Source organism: Nonomuraea sp. NPDC049504 (genome assembly GCF_040676845.1).
Taxonomy (GTDB): domain Bacteria; phylum Actinomycetota; class Actinomycetes; order Streptosporangiales; family Streptosporangiaceae; genus Nonomuraea; species Nonomuraea salmonea.
Map to the genome: position 1 here is coordinate 1 of NZ_JBFAPT010000043.1, position 18,361 is coordinate 18,361.

The window sequence follows — 18,361 nt, forward strand, 5'->3', positions numbered from 1 at the left end:
CTCAATGTCCAGGAGCCGAAAGTGCTCACCTGCCAGCGGCCACTATCCACTACGGAGTCTGCCGGATGGCTTACTCCCAGCACTCATTAGGAGCAGGGACTTCTTGAACCGCATGGTCTCTCCTTGTCCTGTTCCCCTGACAGGCACGATGTCCGGGCGACACGCGCCGGCCGGCGTATGCGTGTTCCGAGGACATGTGACAGGGGAGAAGAGGGCTGACACGAGGAGTATCTGCTCCGTCGCACTCCGTGTCCATATGAGACCTGTGTTCGAGTAGTCACGGATCACCGGCTCCGTTCCGCTGATCCCGGTGACGGGCCTATCGCCGCCGGTCGCATCGCCTTGTCCCAGGTGATGGGGAAGCCCCGGAGCCCCCGCGGTCTCCGGGGCTTCGCCCCCCAGGGAATGTCCCGGTTCCCTAGGTCTTCATGCCGCCCTCGGCAGCACCACCTCGGTGCGCAGATCAGGCGGCTCCTCGAGGTCGGGCCGCAGGGCGACCCAGGAGCGGCGGCCGTACAGGCGGTCCAGGCCGGGGGAGGCCGCGCCGGGCGTCACGTCCCTGCGCACGATCTCCACGATGAGGAACTGGCTGCGGGTGCGGTGCCGGTAGACGTTCACGCCCCGGGCCCAGCAGGCCGCGGCGATCTCCTCGGCGTACGCCTCGAACTCCTCGGCGCTGATGCCCGCCCTGACCATGATCAGGGCCTTCTCGCCGGCCGCCGTCGGCGTGATCCACAGCACCAGCGGGATCCGTCCCGCCCGGGTGTGCATGGTCGTCTCCATGCACACCCGGTGCAGGCGGTGGCGGGAGAACACGCACCAGAAGTGCGCGGCGACCCAGCTGCGGCCCCGCCTGGTGGCGGCCGGCACCGACACGGCGCTGGTCAGCAGGACGACCGGCACCCACTGGCCGTCTCTGGTCGCGCCCAGGAGCGCAAACACGAACAGCGTCGCGGCGGCGAGCAGCAGCAGCTCGGCCCTGGCCCGCCACAGTCTGACCAGCGGGCCGCCCCCGCGGGCGGCCGGGAGGTCCTCGTAGGCGGGGTAGATCTGGTTACGCGGGTTCCTCGCCATCAGGACACCTCCTCGGTCACCTTGCGTGGGAGGCGGAGCTGGTCGAAGCGCGGGTCGCGGTAGCGACGGGAGCCGAAGCCCGTCCTGGTGACCGTCCAGCCCATCCGGAACGCGAACTCGTCGGGCTCTACGCAGATCTCGTAATCCGCCGAGGCGACGAGGTCCTGAATCCAGGACTTGATTCGGCTGAGTCCCTTGGTACCTTGTGAGTACATAGAAGACCCCTTTCGCGGCATTTTAGAGGTGGCTTCTTGGCCGGTCCGACGGCTGATGACCGGTTTCGCCGCAGGGTGGCAGCCCTTAATGCGGCGTACTGGTGGTCAGCCTCGGCCCGGCTTTTTTCGTGCTCGAACGAGCGAATGCGCGCTACGCGCTTCAGGCGATGACGAAGTCCTTCCGGCAAGTGGCCTCCCTGGGGAAGATGTTCGTTTCCGGGACGGCGACGTTGCCGGGGATGCGCCCGCCGTGCGAGCGCGTGATCATGAGCGAGAGTCCCGATGCGTACGGCCGTGTCGTCATGTCCGGCCTCCTCACCTCTCGAGAACCCTCCTGGTTCTGATCGTCCCCCTCGCTCGGCGATGCTGCAATACCAGGAGCAAGGGAACATTTAATTTTCTTCGCTGGTTGCCCTGCAACTTGCACGGAAACTGTCGTCGTCGGGGTGCGAGGAGGAAGATCTATGCCCGGCTCCGGCGCACTTGCGAAGGTTGTCCTTGCCCCTACGCTCTCCCCGTGAAAGCCTTCTGGCAAGGCTGTGCGGCACTACACATGCAACTTGCAGTGTAAGATTGGGCGAACGGCCCAAAAAGCCGGGCTCCAAACGGTCCCTTCCGGCTACACCTTCATTCCCGAGAAGGAGTGTGGACGGTGCCATCGCAGCAGGGCAGTCCAACAGTACGGCGACTCCGGTTGGGCCAGGAGCTCCGCCTCCTCCGCGAGCGCCGCAAGCTCACCGGCGCCAGGGCGGCCAGAGACCTCGGCTGGAGCGCCAGCAAGGTCAGCCGCATCGAAGCCGCCAAGACCATGCCCAGCACCGACGACATCAAGGCCCTGGCCAAGCTGTACCGGCTCGAGGGTGACAAAGTTGATGAACTCTTCGGCCTGTTGCGTGATGCGGAGCAGCGAGGGTGGTGGGAAGATTACGAAGACGCCCTCCCTGAGGAGTACACGACATTCCTTGGGCTGGAGGCGGAGGCGACATTCCAGCGCGACTGGGAACCCCAGGTCGTGCCTGGCCTGCTACAGACCGAGGACTACGCCAGAGAAGTGATCCTGGCGACCCGGGGCATCGCCCGCATCACGCACAGCGGTGTCAGGAGCCGGGTCGAGGCCCGGCTCGACAGGCAGGAACGCGTGCTGCACAGGCCCGATCCCTGCGTGCTCACCGTGGTGCTCGACGAGTCGGCCCTGACGCGCCGCTTCGGTGAGCCCTCGGTCATGCGTGAGCAGATGGAGCATCTCCTGGAGATGTCCGTCCTGCCGCACGTGAGCGTCCATGTCCTGCCACTGGATGCACTTCATCCGGTTAACACGGGTGCGTTTATTCACCTGAAGTTTTCCGCTTTCGACGATGTTGTGTATCTGGAACAGTTGTATACTGCTCATTTCGTCGATGACCTCGAACGGGTAGCTGGATACGAAATGGCCTTCGACCACATCAAGTCGGAGGCCTTGGATGAGGACGAGTCGCGTGTTCTCATCCAGCGTAAAGCCATGCTCTGGCGTCGATAGCGACGACGGAAAAGCCTCAGAAAGGGGCAACGGTGCCCCTTTACGCATTTGGGGAGAAAATGTACAACCACCTAAAGACGGCAGCCTGGCGGAAGAGCACCTTCTGCAACGGCGCGGCGACGTGCGTCGAGGTTGCCCCTCTGGCCGACGGGAACGTCGCGCTGCGGGACAGCAAGGAGCAGGACGGTCCCGTCCTGGTCTTCACGCCGGAGGAGTGGGCCGCCTTCACCGCCGGGGTGCGCAGCGGCGAGTTCGACCTTGCCACGCCCGTAGGCAGGGGATAAGCGAACGGCCCTGGCACCCATCGGAGACGCAGGGCCGTTCGTGTGGAGGCATGGCAGTGCCTCCCGGCTTTCCGGCTCTCCCCACAGGTCGAGCAGAGAAGACGTGCTCATCATGGCACACCAGCCGCCAACTTGATCAACCTCCGGCGCGCCGTTTCCTGAACCGGCCCAGCCAGGAGATTCCCGCCACGGCGACCGCCGCCGCAGCAGCCACGAGCAGCGCGGCAGGCCGACCGGATCGGGCGGCGGGAACCACGGCATCGGAGGGCGGCGCGGGCCGTTCCTCCAGGCTCCGGCGGTAGGCCAGATCGAGCGCCGCCACGAACCGCACGGCCCGCCGGCTCTTCGCCACCGCCCGGCGGTGCTCACGAGTGCGCACCCAGAACCGCCGGCCGGTCTCCGTACTGAAGATGTCGGCCTGCGCGTATTTCACGAGGACCGGCTCCGGCATGTCGCCGACGTTGAAAAGCATCTCCCAGTAGGAAAGCACCAGATTGAGATAAAGGTGCGTCGCCGGATCGAGCCCGCTGTCCACCCTGCCCAAAGCATTGTGCAGCGCAGGATTTTCGATCTGCAGCTGCATGAGCTGGAAATGATGCGATCGAGAGGCGTCCTCACGCGCGAATCGCATTTCCCTGGCCTGCAGGAAAAGAGAGACCCCGATGGCCACGAGCGCGAAGGCGGACAACACCGCCGACGCGGCGCCGTACGTCTCGCCGACCGCGCTCAATTCCTGCCAGCGCGGGCTCGCGGGCACCAGGAGGTCCAGCAGGAGCGGTGAGAACAGCGTCGCGGCGGCGCACACCGCCGCGATCGTCAGGAGGAGGGGCATCAGCAGGCTCGGCGTGCGCCGGTTGCGGGGGGTCATGTGCCTCACCGTGCCATGCGAGCGGCCCGCGTCCGTGGAAGGACGCGGGTTCACCCGTCATGAGGGGATCGGCTTGGGGCGGCGTACGAGGAAGAGGGAGCTGAGGCCGGCCAGGACGGCGAGGGCGGCCATGGCGGCGGCCGTGGTCATGGAGGCCGTGGAAGAGGATGCGGTGTCCAGGGAGATGAACAGGGTGCCGATGGCGGCGACTCCGATGACCTGGCCGATCTGCATCACCGTCAGGAGGGCGCCGCTGGCGTCCGCCGCGTAGGCGCCGTCCACCTTTTCTGTGGCCATGTTCGTCACCGCGACCTGTACGCCGAGTCCCGCGCCGACGAGGGCGCCCATCAGGGCGTACAGGAAGCCGCCTCCCGCGGCGAGGCCGAGGCCGATGTACGCGGGGGCGGCCAGGACGTAGCCGAACGGGACCAGCGGGCGCTGCAGGCGCAGCGGCAGGCGAGGCCAGGCGAGGCCGACCAGGCCGAAGGCCAGCGCGCACGGCACCAGCATCATGCCGGAGGCGAGCGGCGTCATGTGCAGGTCGCCTTGCAGGTGCAGGGCGGAGGTGAACAGGAACGCGCCCCAGGTGGCGGGGCCGAACAGCAGGACGGCGAGACCGGGACGCATGCCCGGTGCGCGCAGCACCCTGGCGTCCACCAGCGGGCGCCCGCCGCGACCTGTCACCCAGCGCTCGACGCGGACGAACACCGCGAACATCACCACGCTCAGCCCCATCGAGATCCAGCCCCACAACGGCCAGCCCAGGTCGCGGCCGAGCACCAGCGGCACCACGAACAGCAGCACGGCCGCCGACAACGTCACCAGGCCCAAGGGGTCGAGCCCGCCACGGCCGCCGCCGTGGTCGGCGGGCAGCAGGCGGGCGCCGGCGACCAGCAGCAGCAACGCGATCGGCACCACCGCCAGGAACACGACCCGCCAGCCCAGGCCGAGGCCCAGCAGGATGCCGCCGAGCGCCTGACCGGCCACGATGCCGCCGCTGATCATCAGGGACCACAGGCCGATGGCCCGGCCACGGGCAGCGCCCTGGAAGTTGCGCTGGATCAAGGTCAGCACCTGCGGCATCATCATCGCGGCCCCGGCGCCTTGCAGCAGCCGGGCCGCCACCAGCCAGCCCGTCGTGGGCGCGAGGCCGGCGGCGAGCGTGGTCACGGTGAAGGCCGCCAATCCGCCCAGAAACGCTCGGCGGTAGCCGAACAGGTCGCCGATCCTGGCTCCGGTGATCAACAGGACGGCATAGACAATGGTGTAACCAGCAATGATCATCTGCAGCCCGGCGCCCGACGAGTGCAGGTCGGACTCGATGGTCGGGGTGGCCACGTTGACGATGTTGACGTTCAGGATGGCCAGGAACTGCCCCACGAGGATCGTCGCCAGGAGCAGCCCGCCGGCCTTGGGGCTCTCCTGTGAGGTGGTGCCCACAGGGGAGGGAACAGCGGTGGTTTGGGACATGATGAGAAGTCTGCCGCGTTCCCAGTACCAGTAACGAGAGCCCCTTTATCCTGGTATCAGGAGTAACTGGCTGAGCATCACTTTCGTCACGCATAGTGGATGCATGCAGGTGGTTGAGGCAAGACGTACGGATCTGTCAGCGTTCCTGCGCTCCCGGCGTGCGCGCATCACGCCAGAGATGGTCGATCTCCCGCCGGGACCTCGCAGGCGCACCCCCGGGCTGCGACGAGAAGAGGTCGCCCAGCTCGCCGGGGTCGGCGTCACCTGGTACACGTGGCTTGAGCAGGGGCGGCCGATCAACGCCAGCCCGCAGGTGCTCGACGCCATCGCCCGCACGCTGCGCATGGACGGCGCCGAGCGGCAGCACCTCTACCGGCTGGCCGGCCACGTGGCCGATCCGGTGCCGGCCGCGTCCGGGCAGGTGACGCCCGAGATGCAGATCATCCTCGACCGGCTCGGCGAGCTGCCCGCCGTCATCTCCAACGGCCGGTGCGACGCGCTGGCCTGGAACGACGCGTACGCGCGGCTCTTCCCCGAACTGGTCGCCGCGCCCGAGGGGGAGCGCAACCACCTCTGGCAGCTCTGCGTCGGGCCGCAGCCCTCGATGCTGCTGGTCGACCGCGACCAGGAGGTGGCGCGGCTGGTGGCCGTCTTCCGCGGCGCCTACAGCCGGCACTCCGACGACCCGTGCTGGCAGGACTTCCTGCGCCGGCTCAGCGAGGAGAGCGCCGAGTTCGCGCGGCTGTGGGCCCGGCAGGACGTGGCGGAGCCGGGGTCGCGGGTGAAGGCGTACAAGCACCCGGAGTACGGGCTGCTGCGCTTCAGCTCGACCGGTTTCACCGCGATGCCGGAGATCCGGATGGTCGTCTCCACGCCGATGGACGGCCCGACTCGTACGGCAATGTCCAAGCTCATGGGGTCTGCCCGGTAAACCGCCCTACATGGCATGCTCGATGGCTGAAAGTCAGGTTTCGAGCGGAAGTGGCGGCATATGAGACTCCCCCATGCCCTCCCGGTTCTCGCTGCGCTCGTATCGGTGGCCGCCTGTTCGGCCCTCCCCGGGCAGGAGCCGGAGCGGCAGCCGCAGCGCAAGGAAGTCCAGCGGCAGGCGGCGGAGGAGCCGACGAGCGAGCCCACCAAGAAGCCGAAGCCGAAGCGCCGGCCGTTCACCATCGCGTTCGGCGGCGACGTGCACTTCGAGGGGATCCTGCGCCCGCGCCTCGCCAACCCGCGCACCGCGCTCGACCCGATCGCGAGCGTGCTGCGCAAGGCCGACCTCGCGATGGTGAACCTGGAGACCGCCATCACGACGGGCGGGACGCCGGCGCCCGGCAAGCAGTACACGTTCAGGGCGCCGTCCAGCGCGCTCACCGCGCTCAAGGCGGCCGGGGTGGACGTCGCGTCCATGGCCAACAACCACGGCATGGACTACATGGAGAGCGGGCTCGCCGACTCGCTCAAGGCGGTCAAGCGCGCCAAGTTCCCCGTGGTGGGGATCGGGGCGGACGCGGCGCAGGCGTACCGGCCGTATCGCAGGACGGTGAACGGCAACCGCGTCGCGATCATCGGCGCCACGCAGGTGATGGACGCGGAGTTCATCCAGGCGTGGACGGCAACGTCCGGCAAGGGCGGCCTGGCCTCGGCCAAGAACGAGACCGCGCTGCTCAAGGCCGTCCGGCAGGCGCGCAAGAACTCCGACACCGTGATCGTCCACCTGCACTGGGGCACCGAGCTGCAGAAGTGCCCGAACGAGGCGCAGCGCTCGCTCGCGCCGAAGCTGGTCAAGGCGGGCGCCGACGTGGTGGTCGGCGGGCACGCGCACATCCTGCTCGGCTCGGGCTACCTGGACGACGCCTATGTCAACTACGGCATGGGCAACTTCGTCTTCTACAACTCCGACCCGGCCACCACCGGCAGGACCGGGGTGCTGACGCTGACCGTCAACGGCCGGCGGATCATCAAGGACACCTGGACGCCGGCCACCATCCAGGGGGGAGTGCCGGTGCCGATGACGGGCTCCGCCAGGACCCGCGCGGTGGCCGACTGGAAGGCGCTGCGCTCCTGCACGGGCCTGACCGCCCGGCCCGACCAGGAGTAGCCTGACGCCGCCCGGCGATCTATTGTTCTGGACAGATCGTCCAATAGGAGGCCGGGATGGGTCGGGTGCGGTCAGGTTTCGGTGGACGGCTGGTCGTGGTGACCGGCGCGGGTGCGGGGATCGGGCGGGCGACCGCGCGGGCGTTCGCGGCGCACGGGGGACGGGTCATCTGCGCGGATATCGACATCGGCGCGGCGAAGCAGACGGCCGACGCTATTGCGAAGGATATTCACGGTACGGCTTACGCCATGCGGGTGGACGTGGCGAATAGCGATCAGGTGGAAGACTTCGCGCGAAATATCATCGCCCAATATGCAGTACCGGACATTGTGGTGAACAATGCCGGGATCGCGGTCGTCGGGCCGTTCCTGGATCACACCGTCGCCGACTGGCGCAGGACCCTCGACGTCAATCTGTGGGGCGTCGTGCACGGCTGCCGCCTCTTCGGGGCCGCCATGGCCGATCGCGGTACGGGCGGGCACATCGTGAACGTGGCGTCGCTTGCGGCGTTCGTGCCGACGCGGCTGCTGCCTGCGTACACGGTGTCCAAGGCGGCGGTGAAGGCGCTCAGCGACTGCCTCAGGGCCGAGCTGGCCGGTCGGGGCATCGGGGTCAGCGTGGTCTGCCCCGGGTTCGTCTCGACGGGGATCGCGGGGCACGCCACGTACACCGATGAAGGGCTGCGCGGGGCTGCCGTACGGGCGCTGGCGCGGCGTGGGTACCCGCCCGAGCGGGTGGCGGCGTACATATTGCGGGCCTTCCATCGAAATCAAGCAGTCGTTCCCGTGAACATGGAGGGAAAAATCGGGTATGCCCTCTCGCGGATTTCGCCTCGCGCCCTGCGCGGGTTCGCCCGCTTGAGCGCTCCTTCGGGGATTCCGGAATTCGGCAGGTAACGATCGCCTCAACGGGAGAAGATGAATCCGTGTCTTCGCCGCAGCAAATGGACGACGTGTGCGTCCAGCCGAAAGCTCTCAGGCGGCAGCCCTCGCAGCGCCGCAGCGCCCGACGTGTCGAGCGGATGCTCGACGCGTGTGCCGAACTGCTCGACGAGCTCGGCTACGAAACCCTGTCGACCACCCGCATCGCCGAACGCGCCGGGGTGGCGATCGGATCGGTCTACCAGTTCTTCCCCGACAAGCGCGCCATCACCCAGGAGCTCACCCGGCGCAACGTCGAGGAGTTCGTCCGCCGAGTCGATCGCAGGTTCCTCGAAGAGGACTACCGCGGTTGGTGGGAGGCCGTCGACGCGATCATCGACATCTACGTCGACATGCACAGGACCGTCGCCGGCTTCAAGAGCCTCCACTTCGGCGACGCCGTCGATCTCAACCTGCTCGACTCCGACTCCGACAACAACGCGGTGATCGCCGGGCGGTTGCGCGGGTTGTTCCTCAAGGAGTTCGGGCTGGCCGACAGCCCGTCGCTCGACCTCGCCGTGCTCGTCGCGGTCGAGGCCGGTGACGCGGTGCTGAAGCTCGCCTTCCGCCGCGACCCCCAGGGCTCACCCGAGATCATCGACGCCGCCAAGCACCTCATCAGAGGATTCCTGTCCCGGCAGCTGAGATCCTGGTCGCCCCCGGTGGCGGCCGGTCAATAGCGGATCATCCCCGGGCGGGCAGGCAGGTCGGGCAGCCGGCGCTCGGCCTCCTCCTGCTCGGCCAGCGCCGTCGCGGGCACGTCCTGGAGGCGGGGCGGGGCCGGCGTGCTCTCGCACGCGCCCGGCAGGGCGGCAGGACGGGCCTCTCTGGCCTCGCGGATCTGCAGCCGGGTCTCCAGGGCCCGCAGGTTGCGTTCGGCCGCCTCGATGGACTCCAGACGGGCCGACAGATAGCCGGCCACACCTGGCCCGAGGGCCGACAACACCACGGCACAGGCCAGCGTGAAGGTCATCTGCTTGGACATGCCCATCACGGTCCCTCCGCTCGCGTGGCGGCTGAGTGCCTCCTATATGCCCTGTGACCTGGGCAGATACGCATTGCGTACACGGGATTGGACGAGACGTTACCGAATTTGCACGTGACCGGCGATGCGGATTGACCGGGCAAACAGCCGGGTGGCTCGGTAGTCTCGCGGTGTGGCGCATGTGACCCGTGAGCACCTTGATCGTCTGCTCGAGCAGGCCCTGCTGGCCGACGACCACGATTCGCTGGCCAGTCGGCTCTACGACGTCGCGCTCGACTATTCGTCCGGCGACGTCTCCAGGGCATCCATCCTGGTCCTCGCCGCCGAGGAATGGCGAGCGGCCGGACAGCCCGCCCGTGCGATGGAGTGTTTCCAGCGCGCGGTCGAGGACGGCGGAGACGCGGGCTTCGACGCGCGTGCCGGCATCGCCGACACGCTCTTCGAGCTCGACCGGCCAGACGAGGCCAGGGAGGTCATCGAGACGATACGCGCGGAAGGCAACGTCTCCACGGCGACCGCTCACACGATCGCCGAGACGCTCGTGGCCTACGGCGACCTGCAAGGGGGGCTCGAATGGGCCACCCAGGCCGCCCTCGGCTGCGATGAGAACGATCCGGAGCAGGTGGCGGTGCTGCGCACGCGCTACCGCATCAGGGTCGATCTCGGGCTGCCGGAAGACGAGCTCGACGAGCTCGTCTCCTGACGACCGCGCGTCCAGAGGAGCCCGCCGCACCGGCAGGGCTCCCTGACCCGTGCCCGCATCCGCCCGACTGACGCGCTTCCACATCTTCGCGCCCCTTCGCGTCTTCGCCCCTTCGCGTCTCCGCGTCTCCGCGTCTCCGCGTCTTCGCGCTTCCCCGCCTTCGCGTGGGTCGGGTGGGCCCCATGGGTCAGGTGGGTCGCGTGGCGCGCTGTGGTGTCCGGCTTGTGTGGTGGTGAGGGGCGGCCGGAGGGCCGGGTGGTCCCGGTCCCTCCGGCCTGGAGGCCGGGCGCGGCAGGCACGACCCACGCCCGGACAAGTGGCCCGGCGCTCTCCGCGGCCCCCGGCTTCGGCTCAGCCGCGCCGCCGCGCCGGCGACGCGGCTGAGGGCGCTGAGGGCGCCGAGGGCGCCCAAGGCGCCGGTCAGCTCAGGCCGGTCAGCTCAGGCCGGTCAGCTCAGGCCGGTCAGCTCAGGCCGGTCAGCTCAGGCCGGTCAGCTCAGGCCGGTCAGCTCAGGCCGGTCAGCTCAGGCCGGTCAGCCCAAGGGAAGAGGGAGGCCCTGGGTGAGGCCGGACAGGCTGCTGAAGCCGCTGACGATGGAGCCGCCGCCGGGCGCGAACTTCGTGCCCTGCAGAGCCTCGAACGCCTTCGGCAGCACCTCGCTGATGACCTGCGAGCCGACCTGGCGTACCGGCTCCTGGAGCTTCATCGGCGAGTCGAGGCCGGTGCCGGCGATGGTGCCCTGCGGGGGCGCGTTGCGCGCCTTCTTGTTCACGGGCGGCTTGCCCGCCAGCGGCACCTTGGGCAGCTCGGGCAGCGCCGGCACGCCGCGCATGGTGGTGACGTCCTTCATCGTGAGCGGCTCCGGCACCAGGGGAAGCAGCGCGGGCGAGCCCACCAGGGGCGGCATGCCCCACGTCGCCGCCACTCCGCCGAGGTCGCTCATGCCGAGTGCCTGCTTGCCGGTCGCCAGGCCGGTCAGGCCGAGCCGCCTGGCCGTGTCGCCGGCCGCCATGGCCAGCTTGGCCGTCTCCGACGCCACCACTCGGGTGGCGCCGATGCCGGGGTCGTCGAGCTGGATGCCCGTGTGGCCGCCGCATTGGGCCAGGGCGGGCGTCAGGAGCGCCCCTTCTGTGCGGGCGCACGTCCGGGCCGTCGCGGGAACCGCGCACAGCCAGCTGACGCCCACGGCCACCGCGGCCACCGCGATCGTGCCCCGGATCTTCTGGAATGACACCGCACGTCCCCCTCATCGATGTCGGTGCACTGACGAACGCACAACGTAGTCAGCGATCATGAGCGGGGGAGGCGGCTTGTCCGAAGAGTGGGGCGAACCTTACCGAACGCCGGGCCCGATGACCCTGGCATGACACGCCGAAGCCCGGAGATCTCGCGAGATCTCCGGGCTCGGAACCTCTGGAAGGCCGTCGTGCGCGGGGCCATGCCGGCCTGCTCGGCCTAGGTCAGGCGGCGCGCTGGATGAGGAGCTCGTCGTCGCCCAGCTCGACCTTGACCTCGTCGCCGTCCACGACCTCGCCCGACAGCACGGCCTTGGCGAGCTTGTCGCCGATGGCCGACTGCACCAGGCGGCGCAGCGGGCGGGCGCCGTAGAGCGGGTCGTAGCCGGTCAGGGCCAGCCACTCGCGGGCGGCGGGCGTGACCTCCAGCCGCAGCCGGCGGTCGGCCAGGCGTCGTGCCAGCCGCTCGACCTGGAGGTCGACGATCTGGGCCAGCTCCTCGGAGCCGAGCGCGTCGAACAGGATCACGTCGTCGAGCCGGTTGAGGAACTCCGGCTTGAACGAGCTGCGCACCGCCCCCATGACGGCCTCGCGCTTGGCGCCGTTCTCCAGGCTGGGATCGACCAGGAACTGCGAGCCGATGTTGGAGGTCAGGATGAGGATGGTGTTGCGGAAGTCGACCGTACGGCCCTGGCCGTCGGTCAGCCGCCCGTCGTCGAGCACCTGCAGCAGGATGTCGAACACCTCGGGATGCGCCTTCTCGACCTCGTCGAGCAGCACCACGGTGTACGGGCGCCGCCTGACGGCCTCGGTGAGCTGGCCGCCCTCCTCGTAGCCGACGTAGCCGGGAGGCGCGCCGACGAGCCTGGCCACGCTGTGCTTCTCGGAGTATTCGCTCATGTCGATGCGGGTCATCGCCCGCTCGTCGTCGAACAGGAACTCCGCGAGCGCCTTGGCCAGCTCGGTCTTGCCCACGCCCGTGGGGCCGAGGAACAGGAACGAGCCGGTGGGCCTGTCGGGGTCGGCGATGCCGGCCCTGCTGCGGCGTACGGCGTCGGAGACCGCCTGGACGGCCGGCCGCTGCCCGATGAGCCGCCTGCCCAGCTCCTCCTCCATGCGCAGCAGCTTGGTCGTCTCGGCCTCGAGAAGCCGCCCGGCGGGGATGCCGGTCCACGACGAGATCACTTCGGCGATGTCGTCGGCCCCGACCTCCTCCTTGACCATGGCGTTCTCCGGCGGCGCGGCCTCGGAGGCGGCCTTGAGCGCCTGTTCCAGCCGGGGCACCTCGGCGTACATCAGCCGCGACGCCGCCTCGAAGTCGCCGTCGCGCTGGGCCCGCTCGGCCGCGCCGCGCGCCTCGTCGAGTTGCTTCTTCAGCTCACCGACCTTGTTGAGCCCGGCCTTCTCGTGCTCCCAGCGGCCGACGAGGGCGTTGAGCTCCTCCTGGCGGTCGGCGAGCTCTTGACGCAGGCGTTCGAGCCGCTGGACGGAGGCCTCGTCGGTCTCCTTCGACAGCGCCAGCTCCTCCATCTTCAGCCGGTCGACGCTGCGCTGGAGCTGGTCGATCTCCACGGGACGCGAGTCGATCTCCATGCGCAGCCGCGAGGCGGCCTCGTCGACGAGGTCGATGGCCTTGTCGGGCAGGAAGCGGTTGGTGATGTAGCGGTCGGACAGCGCGGCGGCGGCGACCAGCGCGCTGTCGGCGATCTGGACCTGGTGGTGTGCCTCGTAGCGGCCCTTGAGCCCGCGCAGGATCGCGATGGTGTCCTCGACCGTGGGCTCGCCGACGTAGACCTGCTGGAAGCGGCGCTCCAGCGCCGGGTCCTTCTCGATGCGCTCGCGGTATTCGTCGAGCGTGGTCGCGCCGATCATGCGCAGCTCGCCGCGGGCCAGCATGGGCTTGAGCATGTTGCCGGCGTCCATGGCGCCCTCGCCGGCCCCCGCGCCGACGACGGTGTGCAGCTCGTCGATGAACGTCACGATCTGCCCGTCGCTCTCCTTGATCTCGGAGAGCACGGCCTTGAGCCGCTCCTCGAACTCGCCGCGGTATTTCGCGCCGGCCACCATGGCGCCCAGGTCGAGCGAGATGAGCCGCTTGTTGCGCAGCGACTCGGGCACGTCGCCGGCCACGATGCGCTGGGCCAGGCCCTCGACGACGGCGGTCTTGCCGACGCCGGGCTCGCCGATGAGCACCGGGTTGTTCTTGGTGCGGCGGCTGAGCACCTGGACGACGCGGCGGATCTCGGTGTCGCGGCCGATGACCGGGTCGAGCTTGCCGCCGCGGGCCTGCTCGGTCAGGTCGACGCCGTACTTCTCCAGGGCCTGGTAGGTGTCCTCGGGCGTCTCGCTGGTGACGCGGGCGTGGCCGCGTACCTTCTCGAAGGCGTCGAGCAGCGCCTGCGGGGTCGCGCCCTGCGACTTCAGCAGGTCGGCGGTCTGGCCCCCGTCGGCCGCCAGGCCGACCAGCAGGTGCTCGGTCGAGACGTAGAGGTCTTCGAGCCGGTTGGCGTGCTGGGCGGCGGTGTTCATGACGGTCAGCAGGTGGCGCGAGCTCGACGGCGCCCCCACCGTCGCGCCCTGCGCCTTCGGCAGTGCGGCGAGCTGCTCCTCGGTGCGCGAGCGCAGCACCCGCCAGTCGGCCCCCACGGCCTCCAGCAGCGGCACGGCCGTGCCCCCGGTCTGCGAGAGCAGCGTGCTGAGCAGGTGAGCGGGAGCGATCTCGGGGTTGCCCTCAGCGGCGGCACGCCGCATGGCACCCGAGAGCGCTTCCTGGCTCTTCTGGGTGAGCTTGTAGTCCATGGTTCTTACGCCCCCGGTGGCAGCTGGTAGCGGATCAGCGCCTTGACCATCCGCATCTCGGCGCGCAGGCGGTGCACTTCCTCGCGCAGCCGGAGAGCTTCGTTCTCGAGCTCGAGTATCCGCTTGATGCCCGCGAGGTTGATGCCCTCCTCCTGGGAGAGCCGCTGCACCTCGCGGAGCTGGATGATGTCTCTTGTGGAGTAGAGGCGGCCGCGCCCCGCCGTGCGGCCGGGGCTGACCAGGCCGAGCCGGTCATATTGCCGCAGGGTCTGCGGATGCAGCCCCGACAGCTGCGCGGCCACCGAGATCACGTAGACAGGGGTGTCGTCAGACAGGTCGAAATAGTTGCCGTCCATCCGCTCACTCGCTTCTGGCTCGCTGAATCAGCTCGGCGCGCGGGTCCTCACCCGCGGTCGCGGTGTTGAACTCGGTGAGGAGCTCGCGCGATTTGTCGTCGAGCGTCTTCGGCACGAGCACCTCGACAGTGGCGAGCAGGTCGCCTTTGGTGCCGTCTTTCCTCGTGACACCCCTGCCACGGACGCGGAACGTGCGCCCGTTGGGGGTGCCCGCGGGGATGCGCAGTGTGACCGGCATCCCCTTGAGGATCGGCACCTTGATCTCGGCGCCCAGGGCGGCCTCCGTGAACGTCACCGGCACGGTGATCGTCAGGTTGTCGCCCGACCGGCCGAAGACGGCGTGCGGCTTGACGTGGGTCTGGATGTAGAGGTCGCCCGCCGGGCCGCCGTTCTCGCCCGGCGCGCCCTTGCCCTTGAGCTTGACCCGCTGGCCGTCGGCCACGCCGGCGGGGATGCGCGCCTGGATGGTGCGGGTGCTCTTGGCCCGGCCGCTGCCCTCGCACACGGGGCAGGGGTCGTCGACCAGCAGCCCGCGGCCCTTGCAGTCGCGGCACGGCTCGGAGAAGGCGAAGCTGCCCAGGTTGCGGCTGGCCGCGCCGGTGCCTTCGCAGGTGGGGCAGACCCTGGGGGTCGTGCCCGCCTTGGCGCCGGTGCCGCTGCACGCGGTGCAGGCGGCTGAGCTGGTCAGCCGCAGCGAGACGGTGGTGCCCTCGACGGCTTCGGTGAACGTCAGCGTCACCTCGGACTCGATGTCCTGGCCACGCCGCGCCCTGGTGGTGCCGCCGGTGGTGCGGCCTCCGGCGCCGCCCCGGTTGAACAGCCCGCCGAACAGGTCGCCGAGCCGTTCGCCCGCGCTCCCGCCGGGGCCCTGCTGGCTGGTGCCGCCGAACAGGTCACCGAAGTCGAACGGGAAACCGCCACCGCCGCCGGGACGCTGGGCCCCCACCCCGGATCCGAACAGCGTGCGCGCCTCGTCGTACTCCTTGCGGCGCTTGGCGTCGGACAGGACGTCGTAAGCCTCGGAGACCTCTTTGAACTTGGTCTCTTTGGTGGCGTCGCCCTGGTTGGTGTCGGGGTGGTACTGCCTGGCCAGCTTCCGATACGCCTTTTTGATCTCTTCGGCGGTGGCGGTCTTGGGCACACCAAGGACGGCGTAGTAGTCCTTCTCCAGGTAGTCCTTGGTGCTCATCTACGGCCCTTCGTCCTTGTGGTCAGTTTTCTTCGTCGTCATCGGACGCCGCGGGAGCGTCCTCCGGCTCGGCGACGGCCACCCGCGCGGGGCGCAGCACCCGGTCACCCATCCGGTATCCAGGCTGCAGCACCTCGATCGCGGTCGGCTCGGTCACCTCCGTCGAGTAGCTGTGCATCAGCGCCTCGTGGACGGTCGGGTCGAACGGGTCGCCCTTCTGACCGTAGGCACTGAGGCCCAGCTTCGTCAGCACGGACTCCAGCGACTCGGCGACCTTGGCGAAACCGCCGGTCAGCTCGCCGTGTTCGCGGGCCCTGCCGATGTCGTCGAGGACGGGCAGGAGCTCCGTGAGCGCCCCGGCGACCGCCTGCTCGCGGACCGCCACGCGGTCGCGCTCGACCCTGCGGCGGTAGTTGGTGTACTCCGCCTGGAGACGCTGCAGGTCGGCCGTCCGCTCGGCGAGCTGGGCCGCCAGCTCGCCGTCCTGCGGCTCCAGCACGTCGCCGGGCGCCTCTTGTGGCTGCTCGGCAGGCGGCTGGTCCTTGACCTGGCCCGTCTCAGGGTCGATCTTGCGGTTGTCGCGGATCACCGGCTCTTCGTGCCCGTTGTCACGCGGCGGCATCACTGGTCCTTCTTCGGCTGGTCGTCGTCCACGATCTCGGCTTCGACCACGTCGTCGTCGGCCTTCTGGCCGTCCTGACCGGCCGAGGCGTCCTGCGGGGCGCCCTCGGGACCGGCCTGCTGGCCCTGGCCGGCGGCGTAGATGGCCGAGCCCATCTTCTGGCTCACGGTGGCGAGCTTCTCCGCCGAGGTGCGGATGACGTCGGTGTCGGTGCCCTCCAGAGCCTTCTTCAGCTCGGCGAGGGCGTCGTTGACCTCGGTCTTGATGTCGCCGGGGACCTTGTCGTCGTTCTCGCGGAGGAACTTCTCCGTCTGGTAGGCCAGACCGTCCGCGTTGTTGCGGACCTCGGCCTCCTCGCGGCGCTTCTTGTCCTCCTCGGCGTACGACTCGGCCTCGCGCATCATCCGCTCGATGTCGTCCTTCGGCAGCGCGGAGCCGCCGGTGATCGTCATCGTCTGCTCCTTGCCCGTGCCCAGGTCCTTGGCGGAGACGTTGACGATGCCGTTGGCGTCGATGTCGAAGGTGACCTCGATCTGCGGGATGCCGCGCGGCGCCGGCGCGATGCCGGTCAGCTCGAACGTGGCCAGCTTCTTGTTGTAGGAAGCGATCTCGCGCTCGCCCTGGTAGACCTGGATCTGCACCGACGGCTGGTTGTCCTCGGCCGTGGTGAAGACCTCGGAGCGCTTGGTCGGAATCGTCGTGTTGCGCTCGATGATCTTGGTGAAGATGCCGCCCTTGGTCTCGATGCCCAGCGACAGCGGGGTCACGTCGAGCAGCAGGACGTCCTTGACCTCACCCTTGAGCACGCCGGCCTGGAGCGCGGCGCCGATGGCCACGACCTCGTCGGGGTTGACGCCCTTGTTGGGCTCCTTGCCGCCGGTCAGCTCCTTGACCAGGTCGGAGACGGCGGGCATGCGGGTCGAGCCGCCGACCAGCACCACGTGGGCGATGTCGGAGACCTTGATGCCGGCGTCCTTGATGACCTGGTTGAACGGGCCCTTGGTGCGCTCGAGCAGGTCGGCCGTGAGCCGCTGGAACTCGGAGCGGGTCAGCTTCTCGTCGAGGTGCAGCGGGCCCTCGGAGGAAGCCGTGATGTAGGGCAGGTTGATGTTGGTCTCGGACTGGCTGGACAGCTCGATCTTGGCCTTCTCGGCCGCCTCGCGCAGGCGCTGGAGCGCCATCTTGTCCTTCGCCAGGTCGACGCCGTGGGCGTTCTGGAAGCGCTTGACGAGCTCGTCGACGATGCGCTGGTCCCAGTCGTCACCACCGAGGTGGTTGTCACCGGAGGTGGCCTTGACCTCGACGAAGCCGTGGCCGTCCTCCTGGCCGACGTCGAGCAGCGACACGTCGAAGGTGCCGCCACCGAGGTCGAAGACCAGGATCGTCTGGTCCTGCTCCTTGTCGAGCCCGTAGGCGAGGGCCGCGGCGGTCGGCTCGTTGATGATGCGGAGCACGTTGAGGCCCGCGATGGTGCCGGCCTCCTTGGTGGCCTGCCGCTGGGCGTCGTTGAAGTAGGCGGGGACGGTGATCACCGCGTCGGTGATCTTCTCGCCGAGGTAGGCCTCCGCGTCCTGCTTGAGCTTCTGCAGGACGAAGGCGCTGATCTGCTGCGGCGAGAACTTCTTGCCGTCGATCTCCTGGGACCAGTTGGTGCCCATCTCGCGCTTGACGGAACGGATCGTCCTGTCGACGTTGGTGACGGCCTGCCGCTTGGCGACCTCTCCGACGAGGACCTCGCCGTTCTTGGCGAAGGCGACCACGGACGGGGTGGTCCGCGAGCCCTGCGCGTTCGCGATGACGGTGGGCTCACCGCCCTCGAGGATCGAGACGACGGAGTTGGTCGTCCCAAGGTCGATACCTACCGCACGTGCCATGAGTACGTCCTTGTAGTCAAAGTTGAGTCGTTTGGACTCAACCTATGGATGGGTGTCGCCTTTGTCAAACGACTTGAGCCTACCTGACTCAACCCCCTGAGCGCGGATGCATTCCCCCTGACGAGCACGAACAGCGGAGCAGACGCACACCGG

18 protein-coding genes and 1 pseudogene are annotated in these 18,361 nt (G+C 68.9%); 7 read left to right on the forward strand and 12 right to left on the reverse strand.

Annotated features, from left to right (window positions below):
- Positions 1 to 426 precede the first annotated feature (426 nt).
- From AB0K28_RS46860 to AB0K28_RS46870, 3 genes are all read right to left on the reverse strand, one after another.
- Complete coding sequence (locus AB0K28_RS46860; protein ID WP_364383829.1) at positions 427 to 1,074, reverse strand: hypothetical protein; 648 nt, start codon at positions 1,072 to 1,074, stop codon at positions 427 to 429.
- Positions 1,074 to 1,289: a hypothetical protein gene (locus tag AB0K28_RS46865; protein ID WP_345394216.1), complete on the reverse strand. Its 216-nt coding sequence runs from the start codon at positions 1,287 to 1,289 to the stop codon at positions 1,074 to 1,076. The genes AB0K28_RS46860 and AB0K28_RS46865 overlap by 1 nt, the downstream gene beginning before the upstream one ends.
- Before the next feature lie 160 nt (positions 1,290 to 1,449).
- Positions 1,450 to 1,593, reverse strand: coding sequence for a hypothetical protein (locus tag AB0K28_RS46870; protein ID WP_345394219.1), 144 nt, complete (start codon positions 1,591 to 1,593; stop codon positions 1,450 to 1,452).
- A 348-nt stretch (positions 1,594 to 1,941) separates the two neighbouring features.
- On the opposite strand from AB0K28_RS46870, the gene AB0K28_RS46875 reads away from it, so the two are divergent.
- Together AB0K28_RS46875 and AB0K28_RS46880 are read left to right on the forward strand one after the other, a co-directional pair.
- On the forward strand, positions 1,942 to 2,805 hold the full coding sequence (locus AB0K28_RS46875) for a helix-turn-helix transcriptional regulator (protein WP_364383833.1): 864 nt from the start codon (positions 1,942 to 1,944) through the stop codon (positions 2,803 to 2,805).
- A 59-nt stretch (positions 2,806 to 2,864) separates the two neighbouring features.
- Positions 2,865 to 3,089, forward strand: a complete 225-nt coding sequence (locus tag AB0K28_RS46880; protein WP_345394225.1) for a DUF397 domain-containing protein — start codon at positions 2,865 to 2,867, stop codon at positions 3,087 to 3,089.
- Between the two features lie 136 nt (positions 3,090 to 3,225).
- Here the strand turns inward: AB0K28_RS46880 and AB0K28_RS46885 are convergent, their stop codons facing one another.
- Positions 3,226 to 3,957, reverse strand: coding sequence for a DUF6082 family protein (locus AB0K28_RS46885; RefSeq protein WP_364383835.1), 732 nt, complete (start codon positions 3,955 to 3,957; stop codon positions 3,226 to 3,228).
- A gap of 57 nt (positions 3,958 to 4,014) precedes the next feature.
- Positions 4,015 to 5,427, reverse strand: a complete 1,413-nt coding sequence (locus tag AB0K28_RS46890; protein ID WP_364383838.1) for an MFS transporter — start codon at positions 5,425 to 5,427, stop codon at positions 4,015 to 4,017.
- A 103-nt stretch (positions 5,428 to 5,530) separates the two neighbouring features.
- Between AB0K28_RS46890 and AB0K28_RS46895 the strand changes: the two genes are divergently transcribed.
- The 4 genes from AB0K28_RS46895 (at position 5,531) to AB0K28_RS46910 (ending at position 9,125) form a co-directional block, all read left to right on the forward strand.
- Complete coding sequence (locus AB0K28_RS46895) at positions 5,531 to 6,358, forward strand: helix-turn-helix transcriptional regulator (RefSeq protein ID WP_364383841.1); 828 nt, start codon at positions 5,531 to 5,533, stop codon at positions 6,356 to 6,358.
- A 105-nt stretch (positions 6,359 to 6,463) separates the two neighbouring features.
- Positions 6,464 to 7,525, forward strand: coding sequence for a CapA family protein (locus tag AB0K28_RS46900; RefSeq protein ID WP_364383844.1), 1,062 nt, complete (start codon positions 6,464 to 6,466; stop codon positions 7,523 to 7,525).
- 56 nt (positions 7,526 to 7,581) lie between these two features.
- On the forward strand, positions 7,582 to 8,421 hold the full coding sequence (locus AB0K28_RS46905; protein ID WP_364383847.1) for an SDR family NAD(P)-dependent oxidoreductase: 840 nt from the start codon (positions 7,582 to 7,584) through the stop codon (positions 8,419 to 8,421).
- Positions 8,422 to 8,546: 125 nt separating this feature from the next.
- Positions 8,547 to 9,125 (forward strand): TetR/AcrR family transcriptional regulator, encoded by a 579-nt coding sequence (locus AB0K28_RS46910; RefSeq protein WP_355415448.1) that lies wholly within the window; start codon positions 8,547 to 8,549, stop codon positions 9,123 to 9,125.
- Here the strand turns inward: AB0K28_RS46910 and AB0K28_RS46915 are convergent.
- Positions 9,119 to 9,430: a hypothetical protein gene (locus AB0K28_RS46915; RefSeq protein WP_364383850.1), complete on the reverse strand. Its 312-nt coding sequence runs from the start codon at positions 9,428 to 9,430 to the stop codon at positions 9,119 to 9,121. The two genes, AB0K28_RS46910 and AB0K28_RS46915, sit on opposite strands and share 7 nt — an antisense overlap.
- A gap of 172 nt (positions 9,431 to 9,602) precedes the next feature.
- Here AB0K28_RS46915 and AB0K28_RS46920 point away from each other — a divergent pair, with 172 nt between their 5' ends.
- On the forward strand, positions 9,603 to 10,133 hold the full coding sequence (locus tag AB0K28_RS46920) for a tetratricopeptide repeat protein (protein ID WP_355415452.1): 531 nt from the start codon (positions 9,603 to 9,605) through the stop codon (positions 10,131 to 10,133).
- 532 nt (positions 10,134 to 10,665) lie between these two features.
- On the opposite strand, the gene AB0K28_RS46925 is transcribed toward AB0K28_RS46920, so the two are convergent.
- The 6 genes and pseudogenes from AB0K28_RS46925 to dnaK form a co-directional block, all read right to left on the reverse strand.
- Positions 10,666 to 11,367 carry a hypothetical protein gene (locus tag AB0K28_RS46925; protein WP_364383854.1) on the reverse strand — a complete coding sequence of 234 codons (702 nt, stop codon included), beginning with the start codon at positions 11,365 to 11,367 and terminating at the stop codon, positions 10,666 to 10,668.
- Positions 11,368 to 11,593: 226 nt separating this feature from the next.
- Positions 11,594 to 14,167, reverse strand: coding sequence for an ATP-dependent chaperone ClpB (gene clpB / locus AB0K28_RS46930; RefSeq protein WP_364383857.1), 2,574 nt, complete (start codon positions 14,165 to 14,167; stop codon positions 11,594 to 11,596).
- A 74-nt stretch (positions 14,168 to 14,241) separates the two neighbouring features.
- Positions 14,242 to 14,523, reverse strand: a pseudogene (locus tag AB0K28_RS46935) (helix-turn-helix transcriptional regulator); the annotation flags it as partial.
- A gap of 4 nt (positions 14,524 to 14,527) precedes the next feature.
- Positions 14,528 to 15,712 (reverse strand): molecular chaperone DnaJ, encoded by a 1,185-nt coding sequence (gene dnaJ / locus AB0K28_RS46940; RefSeq protein WP_364383860.1) that lies wholly within the window; start codon positions 15,710 to 15,712, stop codon positions 14,528 to 14,530.
- A gap of 22 nt (positions 15,713 to 15,734) precedes the next feature.
- Positions 15,735 to 16,334, reverse strand: a complete 600-nt coding sequence (gene grpE / locus AB0K28_RS46945; protein ID WP_364383863.1) for a nucleotide exchange factor GrpE — start codon at positions 16,332 to 16,334, stop codon at positions 15,735 to 15,737.
- Positions 16,334 to 18,208: a molecular chaperone DnaK gene (dnaK, locus tag AB0K28_RS46950; protein ID WP_345394253.1), complete on the reverse strand. Its 1,875-nt coding sequence runs from the start codon at positions 18,206 to 18,208 to the stop codon at positions 16,334 to 16,336. The genes grpE and dnaK overlap by 1 nt, the downstream gene beginning before the upstream one ends.
- Positions 18,209 to 18,361: the final 153 nt, after the last annotated feature.

What these genes read in the sequence shown, in the direction of transcription:
- AB0K28_RS46860 (WP_364383829.1), bottom strand. Translation starts at nt 1,074, where the DNA reads ATGGCGAGGAACCCGCGTAACCAGATCTACCCCGCCTACGAGGACCTC.
- AB0K28_RS46865 (WP_345394216.1), bottom strand. Translation starts at nt 1,289, where the DNA reads ATGTACTCACAAGGTACCAAGGGACTCAGCCGAATCAAGTCCTGGATT.
- AB0K28_RS46870 (WP_345394219.1), bottom strand. Translation starts at nt 1,593, where the DNA reads ATGACGACACGGCCGTACGCATCGGGACTCTCGCTCATGATCACGCGC.
- AB0K28_RS46880 (WP_345394225.1), top strand. Translation starts at nt 2,865, where the DNA reads ATGTACAACCACCTAAAGACGGCAGCCTGGCGGAAGAGCACCTTCTGC.
- AB0K28_RS46885 (WP_364383835.1), bottom strand. Translation starts at nt 3,957, where the DNA reads ATGACCCCCCGCAACCGGCGCACGCCGAGCCTGCTGATGCCCCTCCTC.
- AB0K28_RS46890 (WP_364383838.1), bottom strand. Translation starts at nt 5,427, where the DNA reads ATGTCCCAAACCACCGCTGTTCCCTCCCCTGTGGGCACCACCTCACAG.
- AB0K28_RS46895 (WP_364383841.1), top strand. Translation starts at nt 5,531, where the DNA reads ATGCAGGTGGTTGAGGCAAGACGTACGGATCTGTCAGCGTTCCTGCGC.
- AB0K28_RS46905 (WP_364383847.1), top strand. Translation starts at nt 7,582, where the DNA reads ATGGGTCGGGTGCGGTCAGGTTTCGGTGGACGGCTGGTCGTGGTGACC.
- AB0K28_RS46910 (WP_355415448.1), top strand. Translation starts at nt 8,547, where the DNA reads ATGCTCGACGCGTGTGCCGAACTGCTCGACGAGCTCGGCTACGAAACC.
- AB0K28_RS46915 (WP_364383850.1), bottom strand. Translation starts at nt 9,430, where the DNA reads ATGTCCAAGCAGATGACCTTCACGCTGGCCTGTGCCGTGGTGTTGTCG.
- clpB (WP_364383857.1), bottom strand. Translation starts at nt 14,167, where the DNA reads ATGGACTACAAGCTCACCCAGAAGAGCCAGGAAGCGCTCTCGGGTGCC.
- dnaJ (WP_364383860.1), bottom strand. Translation starts at nt 15,712, where the DNA reads ATGAGCACCAAGGACTACCTGGAGAAGGACTACTACGCCGTCCTTGGT.
- grpE (WP_364383863.1), bottom strand. Translation starts at nt 16,334, where the DNA reads ATGCCGCCGCGTGACAACGGGCACGAAGAGCCGGTGATCCGCGACAAC.
- dnaK (WP_345394253.1), bottom strand. Translation starts at nt 18,208, where the DNA reads ATGGCACGTGCGGTAGGTATCGACCTTGGGACGACCAACTCCGTCGTC.